This is a genomic window from Rhizobium sp. 25PS6 (assembly GCF_032464655.1).
GTDB classification, from domain to species: Bacteria; Pseudomonadota; Alphaproteobacteria; order Rhizobiales; family Rhizobiaceae; genus Rhizobium; species Rhizobium laguerreae.
This window is the reverse complement of sequence record NZ_JAWDIV010000014.1, coordinates 84,538-102,375: the sequence shown is the minus strand read 5'-3', so window position 1 is coordinate 102,375 and position 17,838 is coordinate 84,538. Positions and strand designations below refer to the sequence as shown.

Sequence of the window (17,838 nt, the reverse complement as noted above, 5' to 3'; positions counted from 1 at the left end):
TCTGTAATCTCCCTTGAAAAACAGGGGAAACATCCGTGCGCATCCTGCTCACCGAAGACAATATCGCGCTGGCAGACGGCCTGTCGGCGATCTTGCGCGGCACGGGCCATGCCGTCGATGTCGTCCATGACGGGGCGTCTGCCAATGCGGTCATCGCAGCGGAAAATTTCGATCTGGTGATCCTCGACCTCAACCTGCCGGAGATGGACGGTCTCGACGTGCTGCGTGCCATGCGCGCCCGGCAGAACCAGGCGGCCGTCCTCATCCTGACCGCGCGCGGCACGCCGGAAGAGCGGGTGAAGGGGCTCGATCTCGGCGCTGACGATTATCTGATCAAGCCCTTCGATATCGCCGAATTCGAGGCCCGCGTGCGCGTGCTGCTGCGCCGCCAGGCCGGGCTGCGCTCGGCGACCGTCGGCTTCGGCGGCATCTCCTTCGATCTCAATTCCCGCACCTTTTCATCAGGTGCCACGCCGCTCGATATTCCCGCCCGCGAGCTCGGCCTGCTCGAAATCCTCTTCATGCGGGCCGGCAAGGTCGTCGCCAAGGAGGCGATCATTCAATCGCTGACGGCCTTCGACGACGACATTTCCGCAAATGCCATCGAGCAATATGTCAGCCGCCTGCGTAAGCGCCTGTCGCCGCACGGCCTGACCGTCAAGACCGCCCGCGGCATCGGTTATTATCTCGACAAGCTGCCCGAGGCCTCATGAAAGCCGCCTATTCCCTCCGGCGCCGGCTGCTCTTCTGGCTGCTCGTCTCGACCGCCGTCATCGGCACGCTGGCACTCGCCGACACCTATCGCGAAGCGGTCCAGACCTCGAATATCGTCTCCGACCGCGTGCTCGCCGGCTCCGCGCTGGCGATCGCCGAGCGCGTCGTCGTCGCCGAGGACGGCACGCTGCAGGTCGATATCCCCTATGTCGCATTGGAGATGCTGACCTCGGCCGCGCAGGATCGCGTCTTCTACCGCGTCGACGGCCCGCCGGGCCAATTCATCACCGGCTACCAGTCCCTGCCGGTCCTCGAGAAAACGCCGGGCGATGCGGCCGCCTTCGCCGACGACACCTTCCGCGGCGAACCGATCCGCGTCGCCACACTCGAACGCTCGGCCTCGACAGGCATCCGCTCCGTGCCCTTCGTGGTGACGGTCGCCGAAACCACCATCGCCCGCCGGCAGTTGGCGCGGGCAATCCTCGTCCGATCCGCACTCCGTCTTGCCTTCATGATCGCGGGCGCCGCCGTCATCGTCTGGATCTCGGTCACGGTGGCTCTGCGCCCGCTCTACAAGCTCGGCGACGCCATCGGCGAACGCAGCCCCGATGACCTGCATCCGATCAAGCAGACCGTGCCGAGCGAGGTCGAGCCACTGGTCGATACGGTGAATTCCTTCATGGTCCGCCTGCAATCGGCGCTCGATGCGCTCCGCCATTTCACCGGCAATGCCAGCCATCAGCTACGCACACCGCTGGCAATCATCCGCACCCAGCTTGCCCTTTCCGCCCGTGCCGGCTCGCTTGATGAGGCGCAGGCGGCGGCACTGAAGGGCGACCAGGCGGTTGCGCATGCCGAACGCATCCTTGCCCAGCTTCTCCTGATGGCCAAGATCGACGCCGCCACCGCCAAGGAGGCGCTCACCGCCTCCGCCATCGATCTCGCCGCCATCGCCCAGGAAATCACCGGCGAGCAGATCCCGACGGCCGCCGTCGCCGGCATCGATCTCGGCTTCGAGGGCGAGAGCCCGGCGATGGTCCGCGCCGAGCCGCTGTTGATCGGCGAAATGCTGCGCAACCTTGCCGGCAATGCCATCGCCTATGCCGGCAACGGAGCTGAGGTCACCGTCCGTATCATCGCCGCGTCAGAGACGATCCGCCTCGAAATCGAGGACAACGGTCCCGGCATCCCGCCCGAAAAGCTGGAGGCGGTGCGCCGGCGCTTTTCGCGCGGCAATGAGTCCAGTGCGCCCGGTGCCGGTCTCGGTCTGCCGATCGTCGAAGAAATCGCCAATCTTTTCAATGCCGCGCTGACGCTGGAGCCGGGCACGGGCGGGAAGGGCCTGAGGGCGGCGGTTACCTTTACCAAGGCAGCGTAAGAGCCGTCGACCTTTCCGCCTTGCTTTCTTTCGCTGCATTGCACACACTGATTTTCGGGAACAGCAAGCCGCACGACGATGCGAGCCGGATAAAAAGAGAAATATGTCGATCAAAGCCAGCATCTATCATCTGACGCATTATACCTATGACAAGCCGATCCGCCTCGGCCCACAGATCATCCGGCTGAAACCTGCCTCGCATTCGAAGACACGGGTGCTCAGCCACTCGCTGAAGGTCACGCCCTCCAACCATTTCGTCAACCTGCAGCAGGATCCATACGGCAATTACCTTGCCCGCTATGTCTTTCCGGACCCGGTGACGGAGTTCAAGATCGAGGTCGATCTCGTCGCCGACATGACGGTCTATAATCCCTTCGACTTCTTCGTCGAGGAAGAGGCAACCAAGTGGCCCTTCGGATACCCTGAAACGATCCAGGAGGATCTGTCGATCTACATGACGCCGGAGCCGGCCGGTCCGCGCCTCAAGGCGCTGCTGCCGACGCTCGACTGGTCGCCCGACCAGCCGACAGTCGATATGATCGTCGGCCTGAATGCCCGTCTGCAGCGACAGATCGGCTATGTCATCCGCATGGAAACCGGCGTGCAGACGCCGGAGGAGACGCTGGAAAGCGCCAAGGGTTCCTGCCGCGACACCAGCTGGCTGCTCGTCCAGATCCTGCGCCATCTCGGTCTCGCCGCCCGCTTCGTCTCCGGCTACCTCATCCAGCTGACGCCGGACCTGAAGGCGCTTGACGGCCCTTCCGGCACCGAAGTCGATTTCACCGACCTGCATGCCTGGGCTGAGGTCTATCTGCCTGGCGCCGGCTGGGTCGGCCTCGATCCGACGTCCGGCCTGCTGACCGGCGAAAGCCACATCCCGCTTGCCGCCACGCCGCATTATCGCAACGCCGCTCCGATCTCCGGCGGTTATTTTGGCGAGGCTGAAACCGAATTCGCCTTCGACATGAAGGTCTCGCGCGTTGCCGAGCACCCGCGCATCACCAAGCCCTTTTCCGATGAAAGCTGGGAGGAGCTCAACGAACTCGGCGAGAAAGTCGATCGTATCCTCGAAGCCGAGGACGTGCATCTGACGATGGGCGGCGAACCGACCTTCGTTTCGATCGACGATTTCCAGTCCGAGGAATGGAACACCGCCGCGGTCGGCCCGACCAAGCGCGAAAAGGCCGACATCCTGATCCGCAAGTTGCAAGAACGCTTCGCCCCCGGCGGTTTCCTGCATTACGGCCAGGGCAAATGGTATCCGGGCGAAAGCCTCCCGCGCTGGACCTTCTCGCTCTACTGGCGCCGCGACGGCAAGCCGGTCTGGCAGAACCTCGATCTGGTCGCCGCCGAAGGCAAGGATACCGGCGTCAAAGCCGAGGATGCCGAAAAGCTCCTGACGGCAATCGCAAAGGAGCTGGCGATCAAGCCTGACATGGTGCAGCCGGCCTATGAGGATCCGGCCGACTGGATCATCAAGGAAGGCAGCCTTCCCGAAAATGTCGATCCGTCGAATTCGAAGCTGAAGGATCCCGAGGAGCGCAGCCGCATCGCCCGCGTCTTCGCCCGCGGCCTCACGACCCCGACCGGTTACGTCCTTCCGGTTCAGGCATGGAACGCCAAAGCAGCCGAAACACGGGTCTGGGTCAGCGAGAAATGGCGCACCCGCCGCGGCAAGATCTTCCTCGTCCCGGGCGACAGTCCGATTGGATATCGCCTGCCGCTCGGCACGCTGCCCTATGTTCCCCCGGCGCGTTACCCCTATATCCACCCCGCCGATCCGACGATCCCGCGGGGACCGCTGCCTGATGTCTTCGTACCGGCCGGCCGGGCCATGCCGGAAGCCTCCTTCCATGCCGACGAGAGCAATCGCGGCCGGGTCGAACAGACGCTCGGCGAGCTTCGCGGCGCCGTACGCACCGCCATGTCGGTCGAGCCGCGCGACGGCAGGCTCTGCATCTTCATGCCGCCGGTGGAGCGCATCGAGGATTATCTCGAGCTGATCGCAGCCGCCGAAAACGCCGCCGCCGAGGTCAAGCTTCCCGTCCATATCGAAGGTTATCCGCCGCCGCAGGATGAACGCATCAACGTCATCCGCGTCGCCCCGGATCCCGGCGTCATCGAGGTCAATATTCATCCGGCTTCGAACTGGAAGGACTGCGTCGACATCACCACGGCGATCTACGAGGAGGCCCGCGCCACCCGGCTCGGCGCCGACAAGTTCATGATCGACGGCCGTCATACCGGCACCGGCGGCGGCAACCATGTCGTCGTAGGCGCGGCCAATCCGAACAACAGCCCCTTCCTGCGCCGTCCCGACCTCCTGAAAAGCGTGATCCTCCACTGGCAGCGTCACCCCTCGCTCTCCTACCTCTTCTCCGGCATGTTCATCGGCCCGACCAGCCAGGCGCCGCGTATCGACGAGGCTCGTCACGACAGCCTCTACGAGCTGGAGATCGCCATGGCGCAGATCGGAGCCCCCGGCCGTGGCCAGCAACCGCTGCCCTGGCTCGTCGACCGCCTGTTCCGCAATCTTCTGACCGACGTCACCGGCAACACCCACCGCGCCGAGATCTGCATCGACAAGCTATTCTCGCCCGACGGCCCGACAGGACGGCTCGGCCTCATCGAGTTCCGCGGTTTCGAGATGCCGCCGAACGCGCGCATGTCGCTTGCCCAGCAATTGCTGGTGCGCGCGCTGATCGCCCGTTTCTGGGTCAATCCCGTCGACGGCAAGTTCGTCCGCTGGGGCACGACCCTGCACGACCGTTTCATGCTGCCGCATTTCGTCTGGGCCGACTTCCTCGACGTGCTCGCCGATCTTCGCGAAAACGGCTTCGACGTCAGCCCGGAATGGTTCAAGGCCCAGCTCGAATTCCGCTTCCCCTTCTGCGGCGAGGTCGAATACGAGGGTTCTAAGCTGGAGCTGCGCCAGGCCTTGGAGCCTTGGCACGTCATGGGCGAGGAAGGCGCGCCGGGCGGCACTGCCCGCTACGTCGACAGCTCCGTCGAACGCCTTCAGGTGCGGCTCGAAACCGGCAATGCCTCGCGTTATACCGTCACCTGCAATGGCCGCACCTTGCCGCTGACGCCGACCGGTACATCGGGCGTGTCGGTTGCCGGCGTCCGCTACAAGGCGTGGCAGCCGGCCTCGGGCCTGCACCCCGTCCTGCCGATCAACACACCTTTGACTTTTGACATTTATGATACATGGTCGAAGCGTTCGATCGGCGGCTGCATCTATCATGTTGCTCATCCGGGTGGCCGGACCTATGACACCTTCCCGGTCAACGGTAACGAGGCGGAAGCAAGACGGCTCACCCGGTTCGAGCCGTGGGGGCATACGGCGGGCGGATACATTCCGCGCGTCGAGACGGGTTCGCCGGAATTCCCGCTGACGCTGGATCTGAGGCGACCCGCCGGGGTTTGAGGCCGAGGGTTTGAGGCTTAAGTTTTGATGGGCAAGAAGCCGGCAGTGGAGCGCAGGGAAGAGGCAGAGGACCGCATCGCCAAGAATGCGGCTTTCGGCTATGCGCCGCTTCCCGATACCGCCGATGAAATGGTCGACAACGACGGCGCCGTCCGCCCCGTCTGGCAGAATTTCCTCTCGCATCTGAGCGCAATGCCGGAAAAGGATCTCGCCGAGCGGTTCGCCCGCGCCGACCGCTATCTCCGTGATGCCGGCGTCTTCTATCGCGCCTATGGCAGCAAGGGCGCCGGCGAGCGAGCCTGGCCGATCTCGCATATCCCGGTGCTGATCGACGAGCGCGAATGGCAGACGCTGTCGGCGGGCCTCGTCCAGCGCGCCGACCTGCTGGAAGCGATCATCGCCGATATCTACGGCGACAACCGGCTGGTAGAGGAAGGGTTCCTGCCGCCGGCACTGATCGCCGCCAATCCCGAATTCCAGCGCCCGCTCGCCGGCATCAAGCCGGCATCCGGCCATTATCTGCATTTCTGCGCCTTCGAAATCGGCCGCGGGCCTGACGGCAACTGGTGGGTGCTCGCCGATAGGACGCAGGCTCCCTCAGGCGCTGGTTTCGCGCTGGAAAGCCGCGTCGCGACGACCCGGGCCTTCTCGGATATCTATGCCGAAACCCCGGTCCATCGCCTTGCCTCCTTCTTTGGCGCCTTCCGGGATGCGCTTCAGGGTATGAAACATTCCGGCGACGACCGTATCGCCGTGCTGACGCCCGGCCCCGCCAACGAGACCTACTACGAGCACGCCTACATCGCCCGCTATCTCGGCTTCATGTTGCTCGAAGGCGAGGACCTGACTGTCGTCAAGGGCCGCGTCATGGTGCGCACCGTCGCCGGCCTGAAGCCGATCGGCGTGCTCTGGCGCCGTCTCGATTCGGCTTTTGCCGACCCGCTGGAGCTCAACCAGAATTCGCATATCGGCACGCCCGGCCTCGTGGAAGCGCTGCGCGCCGAAAGCCTCACCATCGTCAATGCGCTCGGCACCGGCATTCTTGAAACCCGGGCGCTTCTCGCCTTCATGCCGACTATCTGTCACCATCTGCTTGGCGAGGATCTGCAATTGCCCTCGATCGCCACCTGGTGGTGCGGTCAGAAGGAAGAGCGCGAGCATGTGGCGAAGAACATTGAGAAGATGGTGATCGGCCCGGCCTATTCCCGTGCACCCTTCTTCGACGACAACGGCGAGTCCGTGCTCGGCTCGTCGCTGCGTGCGGCCGCCAAGGATTCGATCACCGACTGGCTGAGTTCGGACGGCCCGAAACTTGTCGGCCAGGAGGTCGTCACGCTGTCGACGACGCCCGCCTGGGTAGACGGCAAGCTCGTGCCGCGGCCGATGTCGCTGCGCGTCTTTGCCGCCCGCACGGCAAACGGCTGGCAGATCATGCCCGGCGGTTTTGCCCGCATCGGCTCCGGCGCCGATGTCGCGGCGATCGCCATGCAATCCGGTGGTGCGGCGGCCGATGTCTGGATCGTCAGCGACAAACCGGTCGAGCGCCATACGCTGCTGCCCGCCGAAGGCAGCTTCACCCGCAACATGCCGGGCAGCTTGCCCAGCCGGGCGGCCGACAATCTGTTCTGGCTCGGCCGCTACATCGAGCGCGCCGAAGGGGCGTTGCGCATCCTGCGCGCCTGGCATGCCCGTTTCGCCGAAGCCGCCGACCCGAGCCAGCCGCTGCTCGCCGACGTCTCCGATTATCTTGCCGCCGTCGATATCGATACTGCCAACGCCGTGCCGGAAACGCTGCTGCGCAACATTGACAGCGCGGTCTTTTCGGCCAGCAACATCCGCGATCGCTTCTCGCCGGACGGCTGGCTGGCGCTCAACGATCTCGCCAAGACCGCGCGCCGCTTCCACGTCACCGTCGCTGCCGGTGACGACGCCAGCCACGCGATGACGATCCTCTTACGCAAGCTTGCAGGCTTCGCCGGCCTCATGCATGAAAACATGTACCGCTTCACCGGCTGGCGGTTTCTTTCGCTCGGCCGCTATATCGAACGCGGCCTGCACATGACGCGCCTGCTCGGCCACATGTCGGGCCCGGAAGCGCCTGACGGCGCGCTCGACATGCTGCTGGAGATCGGCGACAGCGTCATGACTCATCGCCGCCGCTATAACGTCAACACCGCGCGGCTGACTGTCACCGACCTCTTGGCGCTCGACCCGCTCAACCCGCGTTCGGTCCTTTTCCAGGTGAACGAGATCCATCACGAGGTTGAACAACTGCCGAATGCCATGATCAACGGTCAGATGTCGCCCTTCTACCGCGAGGCGATGCGCCTCCATTCCGGCCTGGCGGTGATGACGCCGGAGGGCATGGGCGTCGAGGTCTATCAGCGACTGGAACGCGAATTGGAGCAGCTCTCCGATCTGCTCGCCCAGACCTATCTCGGGTGACGGCCGTGCTCTACGATCTCTCCCTCCACATGGGTTACAGCTACGACGCGCCGGCCTCCGGCGCCCGCCACATCATGCGCCTGATGCCGCTGTCGCTGGCCAATCGGCAGCGGCTGATCGCCGGATCGATCACCATTTCGCCCTCGCCGGACGAACAGTCGCATTTCGTCGATTTCTTCCATCATCCCGCCACCTCCTTCCTGCTGCGCGCGCCGCACGAGACGCTCGACATTCGCATGCAGGCCCGCGTGCAGGTGGAAAGCCAGCCGATTGCCGCCGATTTCTCGCCACTGCTTGCCGACCTGCCGGAGGAGCTATCAGGCATGTGGTCGCTGGCGCCGGACTCGCCGCACCATTTCCTCGGCGACAGTCCGCGCCTCACCGAAGCGCGCGAGATCGCCGACTATGCGCGAAGGTGTGCGACGCCTGAGCTGACGGCGATGCAGATCGCCCATGCGCTCTGTGCCCGAATCAACAAGGACTTCACCTACGATCCCGACGCGACGACGGTGGACACGACGCCGCTCGAGGCGTTCAAACTGAAGAGCGGCGTCTGCCAGGATTTCACCCATGTGATGATCCTGGCGCTCCGAAGCCTCGGCATTCCGGCCGGCTATGTCTCCGGTTTCCTGCGCACCATCCCGCCGCCCGGCAAGGAACGGCTGGAAGGCGCGGACGCCATGCATGCCTGGGTCAGGATCTGGTGCGGTGAGACGATCGGCTGGATCGAGCTCGACCCGACCAACAACATCCCTGCCGGCACGGACCACATCGTCGTCGCCTATGGCCGGGACTATTCCGACGTCGTTCCGGTCATCGGCGTCTTGAAAAGCTATGGCGGCCAACGCGCCGTCCAGGCGGTCGACGTGATCCCGCTGAAATAATCCCAAAACTGGAAAAATCCGACGATTCGTTAAAATTGCGTTGACGCCGTAAGGGCCGCGTAAAGAAGCAGCATGCCTAAATCACCTCACAGGGTTTCCAGTTGGGTGAACATGATGAACACCTCCTTTTTGCATCCCTGCCTGCATCGCATGTTCAGCGATCGAGGCGGTAATTTCGGTATCATGACGGCGATCATGATGCCCGTCCTGCTCGGTGCCGCCGGCCTGGCGATCGACTATTCGAACATGGCACTGTCGAAGCGCGAGCTGCAGGAAGCCACCGACTCGGCCGCTCTCGCGGCAGCGACCGCACTCGCCAGCGGGGCGGCTTCGACCACTGCTGACGCCGAGGCCATAGCCAAAGACTTCGTAAGCGGCCAGATGGCCAATCATGTCGACACCGACGCCATCAGCAGCATTAAGGCTGGAACAAGCGTCGACATCGACGTCAGCACGACGGCAACAAGCAAGAGCTATAAGGTTACCGTCGCGACCTCTTATGGAATCGCCGCCACGCCATTCATGAGCGTTCTTGGCTACAAGACGCTGAATATCGGCGCCTCGACTTCGACTTCGAGCGGCACGAGCGATACCAAGACCGCTCTCTCGATGGAACTGGTCCTCGACCAATCGGGTTCGATGGGCGAAAAGACGACTACCTGCGCGACTTATAATGGTAAGAATTGCAAAAGCTACGTCACGAAGATCGACGCGCTCAAAAAGGCTGCCGATGCCCTCTTTGATGCATTGGACACCGCCGATCCGGATCACAGCCTCGTACGCACGGGTGCCTATTCTTACAATAACGGTCTGATTTATAAGGATTGGCAAAAGACCCAGATCAAAAGCATGAGCGGTATGGCCTGGGGTACGGCGACGACTGCAACTTATGTGAGCGGAATTACAGCAAGCGGGGGCACCGACGCCACCGAACCGATGAGACAGGCAACTCTTTCTATTGCCAAAGCCTCGGACAGCTCTGATGTTGAGACTCAAGCGCATGCTACCAAAGGCAACACAATTGTATCTCGGTACATCATCCTGATGACCGACGGCGAAATGACCGGCAACACAGGCGAATGGCAAAGTTCGTTCGACCAGAACGTGCGCAACCAGTGCGACGCGACCAAAACAGCCGGCATCAAGATCTTTACCGTCGCCTTCATGGCACCGGACAGGGGCAAGCAGTTGCTCCAGTACTGCGCTTCGCCGGGCGGAAACTATTATGAAGCCGAAACGATGGAGAAGCTGGTGGCGTCCTTTACCAGCATTGCAAAAGAGGCGACGAAGGCTGTCACACTGCTGACCAACTGAATGCTCAGCCCAAAGTTCAACTTAGAAAAAAGCCGCACCGGAACAAACCGGAGCGGCTTTTCGTTGTGCTCGTTCGGCGCATCAGATCGGGAAAAGCGATTGAAATCAACCCCCTTGACCCGCGTGAATATGAAGGTTTCGCAAATTTTTCGTTTGTCCAAATCCTTTGTTGCAAGTGCTTAGTAACGATGCATAAACTGTCGCTGGTGCAAGCGACAAATTGATTGAATCAGGCATAACATCCTGAAACCAAATTAAAATTGGCGAGACCTGACGATGAACACTGTTTCCAAGCCGATCATCCCCTCCCCCGCCCCTCGCAGTTCAAGGCCGGAAATTCTCGCTGAAGAAATTATCGAACGTCTGACCTACCGCATCGGCAAGGATGCCAAGGTGGCGAAGCCGCATGACTGGCTGACCGCGACCATCCTGGTGGTGCGCGACCGCATCATCGACAAGTGGATGGCTTCCACCCGCGAGGTTTATGCGACTGGCGCCAAGCGCGTCTATTATCTTTCTCTCGAATTCCTGATCGGCCGCCTGATGCGCGACGCCATCTCGAACCTCGGCCTGATGGAGGAGGTGCGCGATGCGCTCGCCTCGCTCGGCGTCGACGTCAACGTCATTGCCGGCCTGGAGCCGGACGCCGCACTCGGCAACGGCGGCCTCGGCCGGCTGGCTGCCTGTTTCATGGAGAGCATGGCGACGGTCGAGGTTCCGGCCTATGGCTACGGCATCCGCTATGTCCACGGCCTCTTCCGCCAGCAGCTGGCAGACGGCTGGCAGGTGGAATTGCCGGAAAACTGGCTCGCCCACGGCAATCCCTGGGAATTCGAGCGCCGCGAAAGCGCCTATGAAATCGGCTTCGGCGGCGCCGTCGAATTCATCACCACCCATGACGACCAGCCGCGCTACGTCTGGAAACCGGCCGAGCGCGTCATCGCCGCCGCCTTCGACACGCCGGCCGTCGGCTGGCGTGGCAAGCGCGTCAACACGCTGCGCCTCTGGTCGGCGCAGCCGATCGATCCGATCCTGCTCGATGCCTTCAACGCCGGCGACCACATCGGGGCGCTGCGCGAAAGCAACAAGGCCGAAAGCTTGACCCGGGTTCTCTATCCTGCCGACGCCACCCCGGCCGGCCAGGAGCTGCGCCTGCGCCAGGAATTCTTCTTCTCGTCGGCCTCGCTGCAGGACATCCTGCGCCGCCATCTGCAGCAATATGACGATTTCACCTCGCTGCCGGACAAGGTGGCGATCCAGCTGAACGACACTCACCCCGCCGTCTCGGTCGCCGAACTCGTGCGCCTGCTCTGTGACGTACACGGGATGGATTTCGACCAGGCCTGGGACATCACCCGCCACACCTTCTCCTACACCAACCACACGCTTCTGCCCGAAGCGCTGGAAAGCTGGGCGGTGCCGCTGTTCGAGCGCCTGCTGCCGCGCCACATGCAGATCATCTATGCGATCAATGCCAAGATCCTGATCGACGCCCGTAAGGGCAAGAACTTCTCCGATGGGGAAATCCGCTCGATCTCGCTGATCGATGAAAGCGGCGACCGCCGTGTGCGCATGGGCAACCTCGCTTTCGTCGGCTCGCATTCGATCAACGGCGTCTCGGCCCTGCACACCGACCTGATGAAGGTCACGGTCTTCGCCGATCTGCACAAGCTCTATCCCGACCGCATCAACAACAAGACCAACGGCATCACGCCGCGCCGCTGGCTGCAGCAGTGCAATCCCGGCCTCACCGGCCTGATCCGCGAGGCGATCGGCGACGAATTCCTCGATGATGCCGAAAAGCTGCGTGCGCTCGACGTGCATTCCTCCGATCCGGCTTTCCAGCAGAAATTCGCAGCGATAAAGCGCGCCAACAAGGTGGCACTCTCCAACCTCGTCGCCAGCCGCATGGGCGTGAAGCTCGATCCCTCGGCGATGTTCGACATCCAGATCAAGCGCATCCACGAATACAAGCGCCAGCTGCTGAATATCATCGAGGCCGTCGCGCTCTATGACCAGATCCGCTCGCATCCGGAGCTCGACTGGGTGCCGCGCGTGAAACTCTTCGCCGGCAAGGCGGCGCCGAGTTACTACAATGCCAAGCTCATCATCAAGCTGATCAACGACGTCTCCCGCACCATCAACAACGACCCGTCGGTACGCGGTCTGCTGAAGATCGTCTTCGTCCCGAACTACAATGTCTCTCTCGCCGAAGTCATGGTTCCGGCCGCCGACCTCTCTGAGCAGATCTCGACCGCCGGCATGGAAGCATCCGGCACCGGCAACATGAAGTTCGGCCTCAATGGCGCGCTGACGATCGGCACGCTCGATGGTGCCAATGTCGAGATGCGCGACAATGTCGGCGAGGACAACATCGTCATCTTCGGCCTCAAGGCCGACGAGGTGTCGAAAGTCCGTAGCGATGGCCACAATCCGCGCGCCATCATCGAGGGATCGCGCGAACTCGCCCAGGCGCTTGCCGCCATCGGCTCCGGCGTCTTCTCGCCCGATGACCGCAACCGCTATACGTCGCTGATCGACGGCATCTATTCGCACGATTGGTTCATGGTCGCGGCCGATTTCGACGCCTACGCCCAGGCCCAGCGCGAGGTCGACCAGATCTGGACCAACCAGTCCGCCTGGTACACCAAGACGATCAACAATACGGCACGGATGGGCTGGTTCTCTTCCGACCGGACGATTAGGCAATATGCAGACGAAATCTGGAGAGCCGGATGAAAACGCCGAAAACCGTCCCTGAAGTAAAACTTTCCTGGGAAATTTCGGCAGATGAAATCACGGCAATCCTCGCCGGCTCGCATTCGAATCCCTTTGCCGTCCTAGGTGTGCACCAGGCCGGCGACGCTTTCGTCGCCCGGTGCTTCATCCCGGGCGCGGAGGAGGTGACCGCCATGACGCTCGACGGCGGCGCCATCGGCGAACTGAATCAGCTCCATGCCGACGGCGTCTTCGCCGGCCCGGTTTCCCTCACCAAACTCCAGCCGGTGCGTTACCGCGCCCGGCGCGGCGACGCCGAATGGGCCGTCACCGATCCCTACAGCTTCGGTCCGGTGCTCGGACCGATGGACGATTATTTCGCTCGCGAGGGCTCGCACCTGCGCCTGTTCGACAAGATGGGCGCCCACCTCATCAAGCATGACGGCGCCCAGGGCATCCATTTCGCCGTCTGGGCGCCGAACGCGCAGCGCGTCTCGGTCGTCGGTGATTTCAACAATTGGGACGGTCGCCGCCACGTGATGCGCTTCCGTGCAGACAGCGGCATCTGGGAAATCTTTGCCCCTGATGTAGCGATCGGCGTTGCCTACAAGTTCGAGATCCGCGGCCAGGACGGCGTATTGCTGCCGCTGAAGGCCGATCCCTTTGCACGGCGCAGCGAGCTGCGGCCGAAGACCGCCTCGATCACCGCCGCCGAGCTGGAGCAGGAGTGGGAAGACGAGGCCCATCTGAAGCACTGGCGCGAGACCGACAAGCGCCGCCAGCCGATCTCGATCTACGAGGTGCACGCCGCCTCTTGGCAGCGCCGGCAGGACGGCATGATGCTGTCCTGGGACGAGCTCGCCTCCAGCCTCATCCCCTATTGCGCTGATATGGGCTTCACCCATATCGAATTCCTGCCGATCACCGAGCACCCCTACGATCCCTCCTGGGGTTACCAGACGACCGGCCTCTACGCGCCGACCGCCCGTTTCGGCGAGCCGGAGGGTTTTGCCCGTTTCGTCAACGGCTGCCACAAGGTCGGAATCGGCGTCATCCTCGACTGGGTGCCGGCGCATTTTCCGACCGACGAACACGGCCTCGGCTGGTTCGACGGCACGGCACTCTATGAGCACGAAGACCCGCGCAAGGGCTTCCATCCGGACTGGAGCACGGCGATCTACAATTTCGGCCGCACCGAGGTCGTTTCCTATCTCGTCAACAACGCGCTCTACTGGGCCGAAAAGTTCCACCTCGACGGCCTGCGTGTCGATGCCGTCGCCTCGATGCTCTACCTCGATTATTCGCGCAAGCACGGCGAATGGATCCCGAACGAATATGGCGGCAACGAGAACCTCGAAGCGGTCCGTTTTCTGCAGGATCTCAACATCCGCATCTACGGCAAAAATTCCAACGTCATGACCATCGCCGAGGAATCGACCTCCTGGCCGAAGGTCTCGCAACCCGTCCATGAAGGCGGCCTCGGCTTCGGCTTCAAGTGGAACATGGGCTTCATGCACGACACGCTGAGCTACATGAGCCGCGATCCCATCTATCGCGGGCACCATCACAACGAGCTCACCTTCGGCCTGCTCTACGCCTATTCGGAAAATTTCGTCCTGCCGCTCTCGCATGACGAGGTTGTCCATGGAAAAGGCTCGCTGATCGCCAAGATGCCGGGCGACGACTGGCAGAAGTTCGCCAATCTGCGCGCCTACTACGCCTATATGTGGGGCTATCCCGGCAAGAAGCTGCTGTTCATGGGCCAGGAATTTGCCCAATGGAGCGAGTGGAGCGAAGAGAAGGCACTCGACTGGAACCTGCTTCAATATCGTATGCACGAGGGCATGCGGCGCCTGGTGCGCGACCTCAATTTCACCTATCGCAGCAAGCCGGCGCTGCATGAGCGTGACTGCGAGGGCGAAGGTTTCGAATGGCTGGTCGCCGACGACCACCAGAATTCCGTCTTTGCCTGGCTGCGCAAGGCGCCGGGCCAGAAGCCGGTCGCCGTGATCACCAATTTCACCCCTGTCTATCGCGAGAATTACTCGATCCGCCTGCCGTCCGCAGGGCGCTGGCGGGAAATCCTGAACACCGATGCCGACATCTACGGCGGCAGCGGCAAGGGCAATGGCGGGCGCGTGCAGGCCGTCGATGCCGGCGGCGACATCACCTGCTCGATCACCTTGCCGCCCCTGGCGACAATCATGCTTGAACCTGAAAATTAGTGACTGGTGGGAGGAGAAAATGGTAGAAAAGCGCGTTCAGCCACTTGCCCGCGATGCAATGGCTTATGTTCTGGCAGGCGGTAGGGGAAGCCGTCTCAAGGAACTCACAGACCGGCGTGCCAAGCCGGCCGTCTATTTCGGCGGCAAGGCCCGCATCATCGATTTCGCCCTGTCGAACGCCCTGAATTCCGGCATCCGCCGCATTGGCGTTGCGACGCAATACAAGGCGCACTCGCTGATCCGCCACATGCAGCGCGGCTGGAACTTCTTCCGCCCCGAGCGTAACGAGAGCTTCGATATTCTGCCCGCCAGCCAGCGCGTCTCCGAGACGCAATGGTATGAAGGCACGGCCGACGCCGTCTATCAGAACATCGACATCATCCAGGATTACGGCGTCGAATACATGGTCATTCTTGCCGGCGACCACGTCTACAAGATGGACTATGAATGGATGCTGCAGCAGCACGTCGATTCCGGCGCTGACGTTACCATCGGCTGCCTGGAAGTGCCGCGCATGGAAGCGGTCGGCTTCGGCGTCATGCATGTCAACGACAAGGACGAGATCATCGCCTTCGTCGAGAAACCGGCCGATCCGCCGCCCATTCCCGACAAGCCGGATTTCGCCCTCGCCTCGATGGGCATCTACGTCTTCCACACCAAGTTCCTGCTCGATGCGCTGCGCCGGGACGCCGCCGATCCGACCTCGAGCCGCGACTTCGGCAAGGACATCATCCCCTATATCGTCAAGAACGGTAAGGCTGTTGCCCACCGCTTCGCCAAGTCCTGCGTCCGTTCCGATTTCGAGCACGAGCCCTATTGGCGCGACGTCGGTACGATCGATGCCTATTGGCAGGCCAATATCGACCTGACGGCGATCGTTCCGGAGCTCGACATCTACGACAAGTCCTGGCCGATCTGGACCTATGCCGAGATCACTCCGCCGGCGAAATTCGTCCATGACGACGAGGATCGCCGCGGCTCGGCCACCTCCTCCGTCGTGTCAGGCGACTGCATCATCTCTGGCGCCATGCTCAACAACAGCCTGCTCTTCACCGGTGTCAGGGCCAATTCCTTCTCCAAGATGGAAGGGGCGGTCATTCTGCCGAACGTGAAGATCGGACGCCGCGCGCAGCTCAAGAATGTGGTGATCGACCATGGTGTTGTCATTCCGGAAGGCCTGGTCGTCGGCGAGGATCCCGAGCTCGATGCCAAGCGCTTCCGGCGGACGGAAAGCGGCATCTGCCTGATCACGCAACCGATGATCGACAAGCTGGATATCTGACTTATGAAAGTTCTTTCGGTTTCGTCCGAAGTCTTCCCTTTGATCAAGACAGGGGGTCTGGCCGATGTGTCCGGCGCCCTGCCGATTACTCTGAAAGCCTTCGGGGTCGAGACCAAGACCCTTCTGCCCGGCTATCCCGCCGTCATGAAGGTCATTCGCGACCCGGTCGTCAGGCTCGAATTCCCCGACCTGCTCGGTGAGCGGGCGACCGTGCTCGAGGTCCAGCACGAGGGGCTCGATCTGCTCATCCTCGATGCGCCGGCCTATTATGACAGGCCGGGCGGGCCCTATCTCGATCCGCTCGGCAAGGACTATCCCGACAACTGGCGCCGTTTCGCCGCCCTGTCGCTCGCCGCCTCCGAGATCGCCGCCGGCCTGCTGCCCGGCTGGCGGCCGGATCTCGTCCACACTCACGACTGGCAGGCGGCCCTGACGTCGGTCTATATGCGCTATTATCCGACGCCGGAACTGCCGAGCGTGCTGACCATCCACAACATCGCCTTCCAGGGCCAGTTCGGTTCCGAGATCTTTCCCGGCTTGCGCCTGCCTGCCCATGCCTTCGCCACCGAAAGCATCGAATATTACGGCACCGTCGGCTTCCTCAAGGGCGGCATGAAGACCGCCCATGCGATCACGACGGTCAGCCCCACCTATGCCGATGAGATCCTGACGTCGGAATTCGGCATGGGGCTCGAGGGCGTCATCGCCAGCCGCATCGACGATCTGCACGGCATCGTCAACGGCATCGACACCGATATCTGGAACCCGGCGACCGATCCTGTCGTCCACACCCATTATGGCCCGACGACGCTGAAGAACCGCGAGGAGAACCGTCGCTCGATCGCCGAATTCTTCCATCTCGACAATGACGACGCCCCGATCTTCTGCGTCATCAGCCGTCTCACCTGGCAGAAGGGCATGGATATCGTCGCCAACGTCGCCGATGAAATCGTCGCCATGGGCGGCAAGCTCGTCGTGCTCGGCTCCGGCGAAGCCGCCCTCGAAGGCGCGCTGCTCGCCTCCGCCAGCCGCCATCCCGGCCGCGTCGGCGTCTCGATCGGTTATAACGAGCCGATGTCGCACCTGATGCAGGCCGGCTGCGATGCGATCATCATCCCCTCGCGCTTCGAACCCTGCGGCCTGACCCAGCTTTACGGCCTGCGTTACGGCTGCGTGCCGATCGTCGCCCGCACCGGCGGTTTGAACGACACCGTGATCGACGCCAATCACGCCGCACTTGCAGCGAAAGTCGCAACCGGCATACAATTTGCCCCCGTGACCGAAACAGGCATGCTACAGGCAATCCGCCGTGCGATGCATTTTTATCAGGACCGAAAACTCTGGACCCAATTGCAAAAGCAGGGCATGAAATCGGATGTCTCCTGGGAGAAGAGCGCCGAACGCTACGCTGCCCTCTATTCAAGCCTCGTCTCGAAAGGCATGTGACC

Annotated in this window: 10 protein-coding genes; all 10 read left to right on the top strand. The window is 62.5% G+C overall.

What is annotated here, in order from left to right; translation table 11 throughout:
- Nucleotides 1-35 precede the first annotated feature (35 nt).
- Nucleotides 36-713 (top strand): response regulator, encoded by a 678-nt coding sequence (locus tag RWK44_RS20755; protein ID WP_003542898.1) that lies wholly within the window; start codon nucleotides 36-38, stop codon nucleotides 711-713.
- Nucleotides 710-2,092 (top strand): sensor histidine kinase, encoded by a 1,383-nt coding sequence (locus RWK44_RS20750; protein WP_221946875.1) that lies wholly within the window; start codon nucleotides 710-712, stop codon nucleotides 2,090-2,092. The genes RWK44_RS20755 and RWK44_RS20750 overlap by 4 nt, the downstream gene beginning before the upstream one ends.
- Before the next feature lie 103 nt (nucleotides 2,093-2,195).
- Nucleotides 2,196-5,522, top strand: coding sequence for a transglutaminase family protein (locus RWK44_RS20745; protein WP_316029327.1), 3,327 nt, complete (start codon nucleotides 2,196-2,198; stop codon nucleotides 5,520-5,522).
- Between the two features lie 27 nt (nucleotides 5,523-5,549).
- Nucleotides 5,550-7,967: a circularly permuted type 2 ATP-grasp protein gene (locus tag RWK44_RS20740; RefSeq protein WP_316029326.1), complete on the top strand. Its 2,418-nt coding sequence runs from the start codon at nucleotides 5,550-5,552 to the stop codon at nucleotides 7,965-7,967.
- Nucleotides 7,964-8,851, top strand: a complete 888-nt coding sequence (locus RWK44_RS20735) for a transglutaminase family protein (protein ID WP_168283095.1) — start codon at nucleotides 7,964-7,966, stop codon at nucleotides 8,849-8,851. Before RWK44_RS20740 ends, RWK44_RS20735 begins: the two co-directional genes overlap by 4 nt.
- Before the next feature lie 114 nt (nucleotides 8,852-8,965).
- A complete protein-coding gene (locus tag RWK44_RS20730; RefSeq protein ID WP_221999757.1) occupies nucleotides 8,966-10,165 on the top strand; it encodes a vWA domain-containing protein in 1,200 nt (399 codons plus the stop codon).
- Between the two features lie 276 nt (nucleotides 10,166-10,441).
- Nucleotides 10,442-12,904: a glycogen/starch/alpha-glucan phosphorylase gene (locus RWK44_RS20725; protein WP_020051640.1), complete on the top strand. Its 2,463-nt coding sequence runs from the start codon at nucleotides 10,442-10,444 to the stop codon at nucleotides 12,902-12,904.
- Entirely contained in the window at nucleotides 12,901-15,108 is a 2,208-nt protein-coding gene (gene glgB, locus RWK44_RS20720; RefSeq protein WP_316029325.1) for a 1,4-alpha-glucan branching protein GlgB, read from the top strand. The genes RWK44_RS20725 and glgB overlap by 4 nt, the downstream gene beginning before the upstream one ends.
- Before the next feature lie 19 nt (nucleotides 15,109-15,127).
- The gene (gene glgC / locus RWK44_RS20715) at nucleotides 15,128-16,390 is read left to right on the top strand and encodes a glucose-1-phosphate adenylyltransferase (RefSeq protein WP_018497547.1); all 1,263 of its coding nucleotides are present in this window, start codon (nucleotides 15,128-15,130) and stop codon (nucleotides 16,388-16,390) included.
- Between the two features lie 3 nt (nucleotides 16,391-16,393).
- Entirely contained in the window at nucleotides 16,394-17,836 is a 1,443-nt protein-coding gene (gene glgA / locus RWK44_RS20710; protein ID WP_316029324.1) for a glycogen synthase GlgA, read from the top strand.
- The last annotated feature ends 2 nt before the right edge of the window (nucleotides 17,837-17,838 follow it).

Coding starts and splice junctions, on each gene's coding strand:
- RWK44_RS20750 (WP_221946875.1), top strand. CDS start 710: ATGAAAGCCGCCTATTCCCTCCGGCGCCGGCTGCTCTTCTGGCTGCTC.
- RWK44_RS20745 (WP_316029327.1), top strand. CDS start 2,196: ATGTCGATCAAAGCCAGCATCTATCATCTGACGCATTATACCTATGAC.
- RWK44_RS20740 (WP_316029326.1), top strand. CDS start 5,550: ATGGGCAAGAAGCCGGCAGTGGAGCGCAGGGAAGAGGCAGAGGACCGC.
- RWK44_RS20730 (WP_221999757.1), top strand. CDS start 8,966: ATGAACACCTCCTTTTTGCATCCCTGCCTGCATCGCATGTTCAGCGAT.
- RWK44_RS20725 (WP_020051640.1), top strand. CDS start 10,442: ATGAACACTGTTTCCAAGCCGATCATCCCCTCCCCCGCCCCTCGCAGT.
- glgB (WP_316029325.1), top strand. CDS start 12,901: ATGAAAACGCCGAAAACCGTCCCTGAAGTAAAACTTTCCTGGGAAATT.
- glgC (WP_018497547.1), top strand. CDS start 15,128: ATGGTAGAAAAGCGCGTTCAGCCACTTGCCCGCGATGCAATGGCTTAT.
- glgA (WP_316029324.1), top strand. CDS start 16,394: ATGAAAGTTCTTTCGGTTTCGTCCGAAGTCTTCCCTTTGATCAAGACA.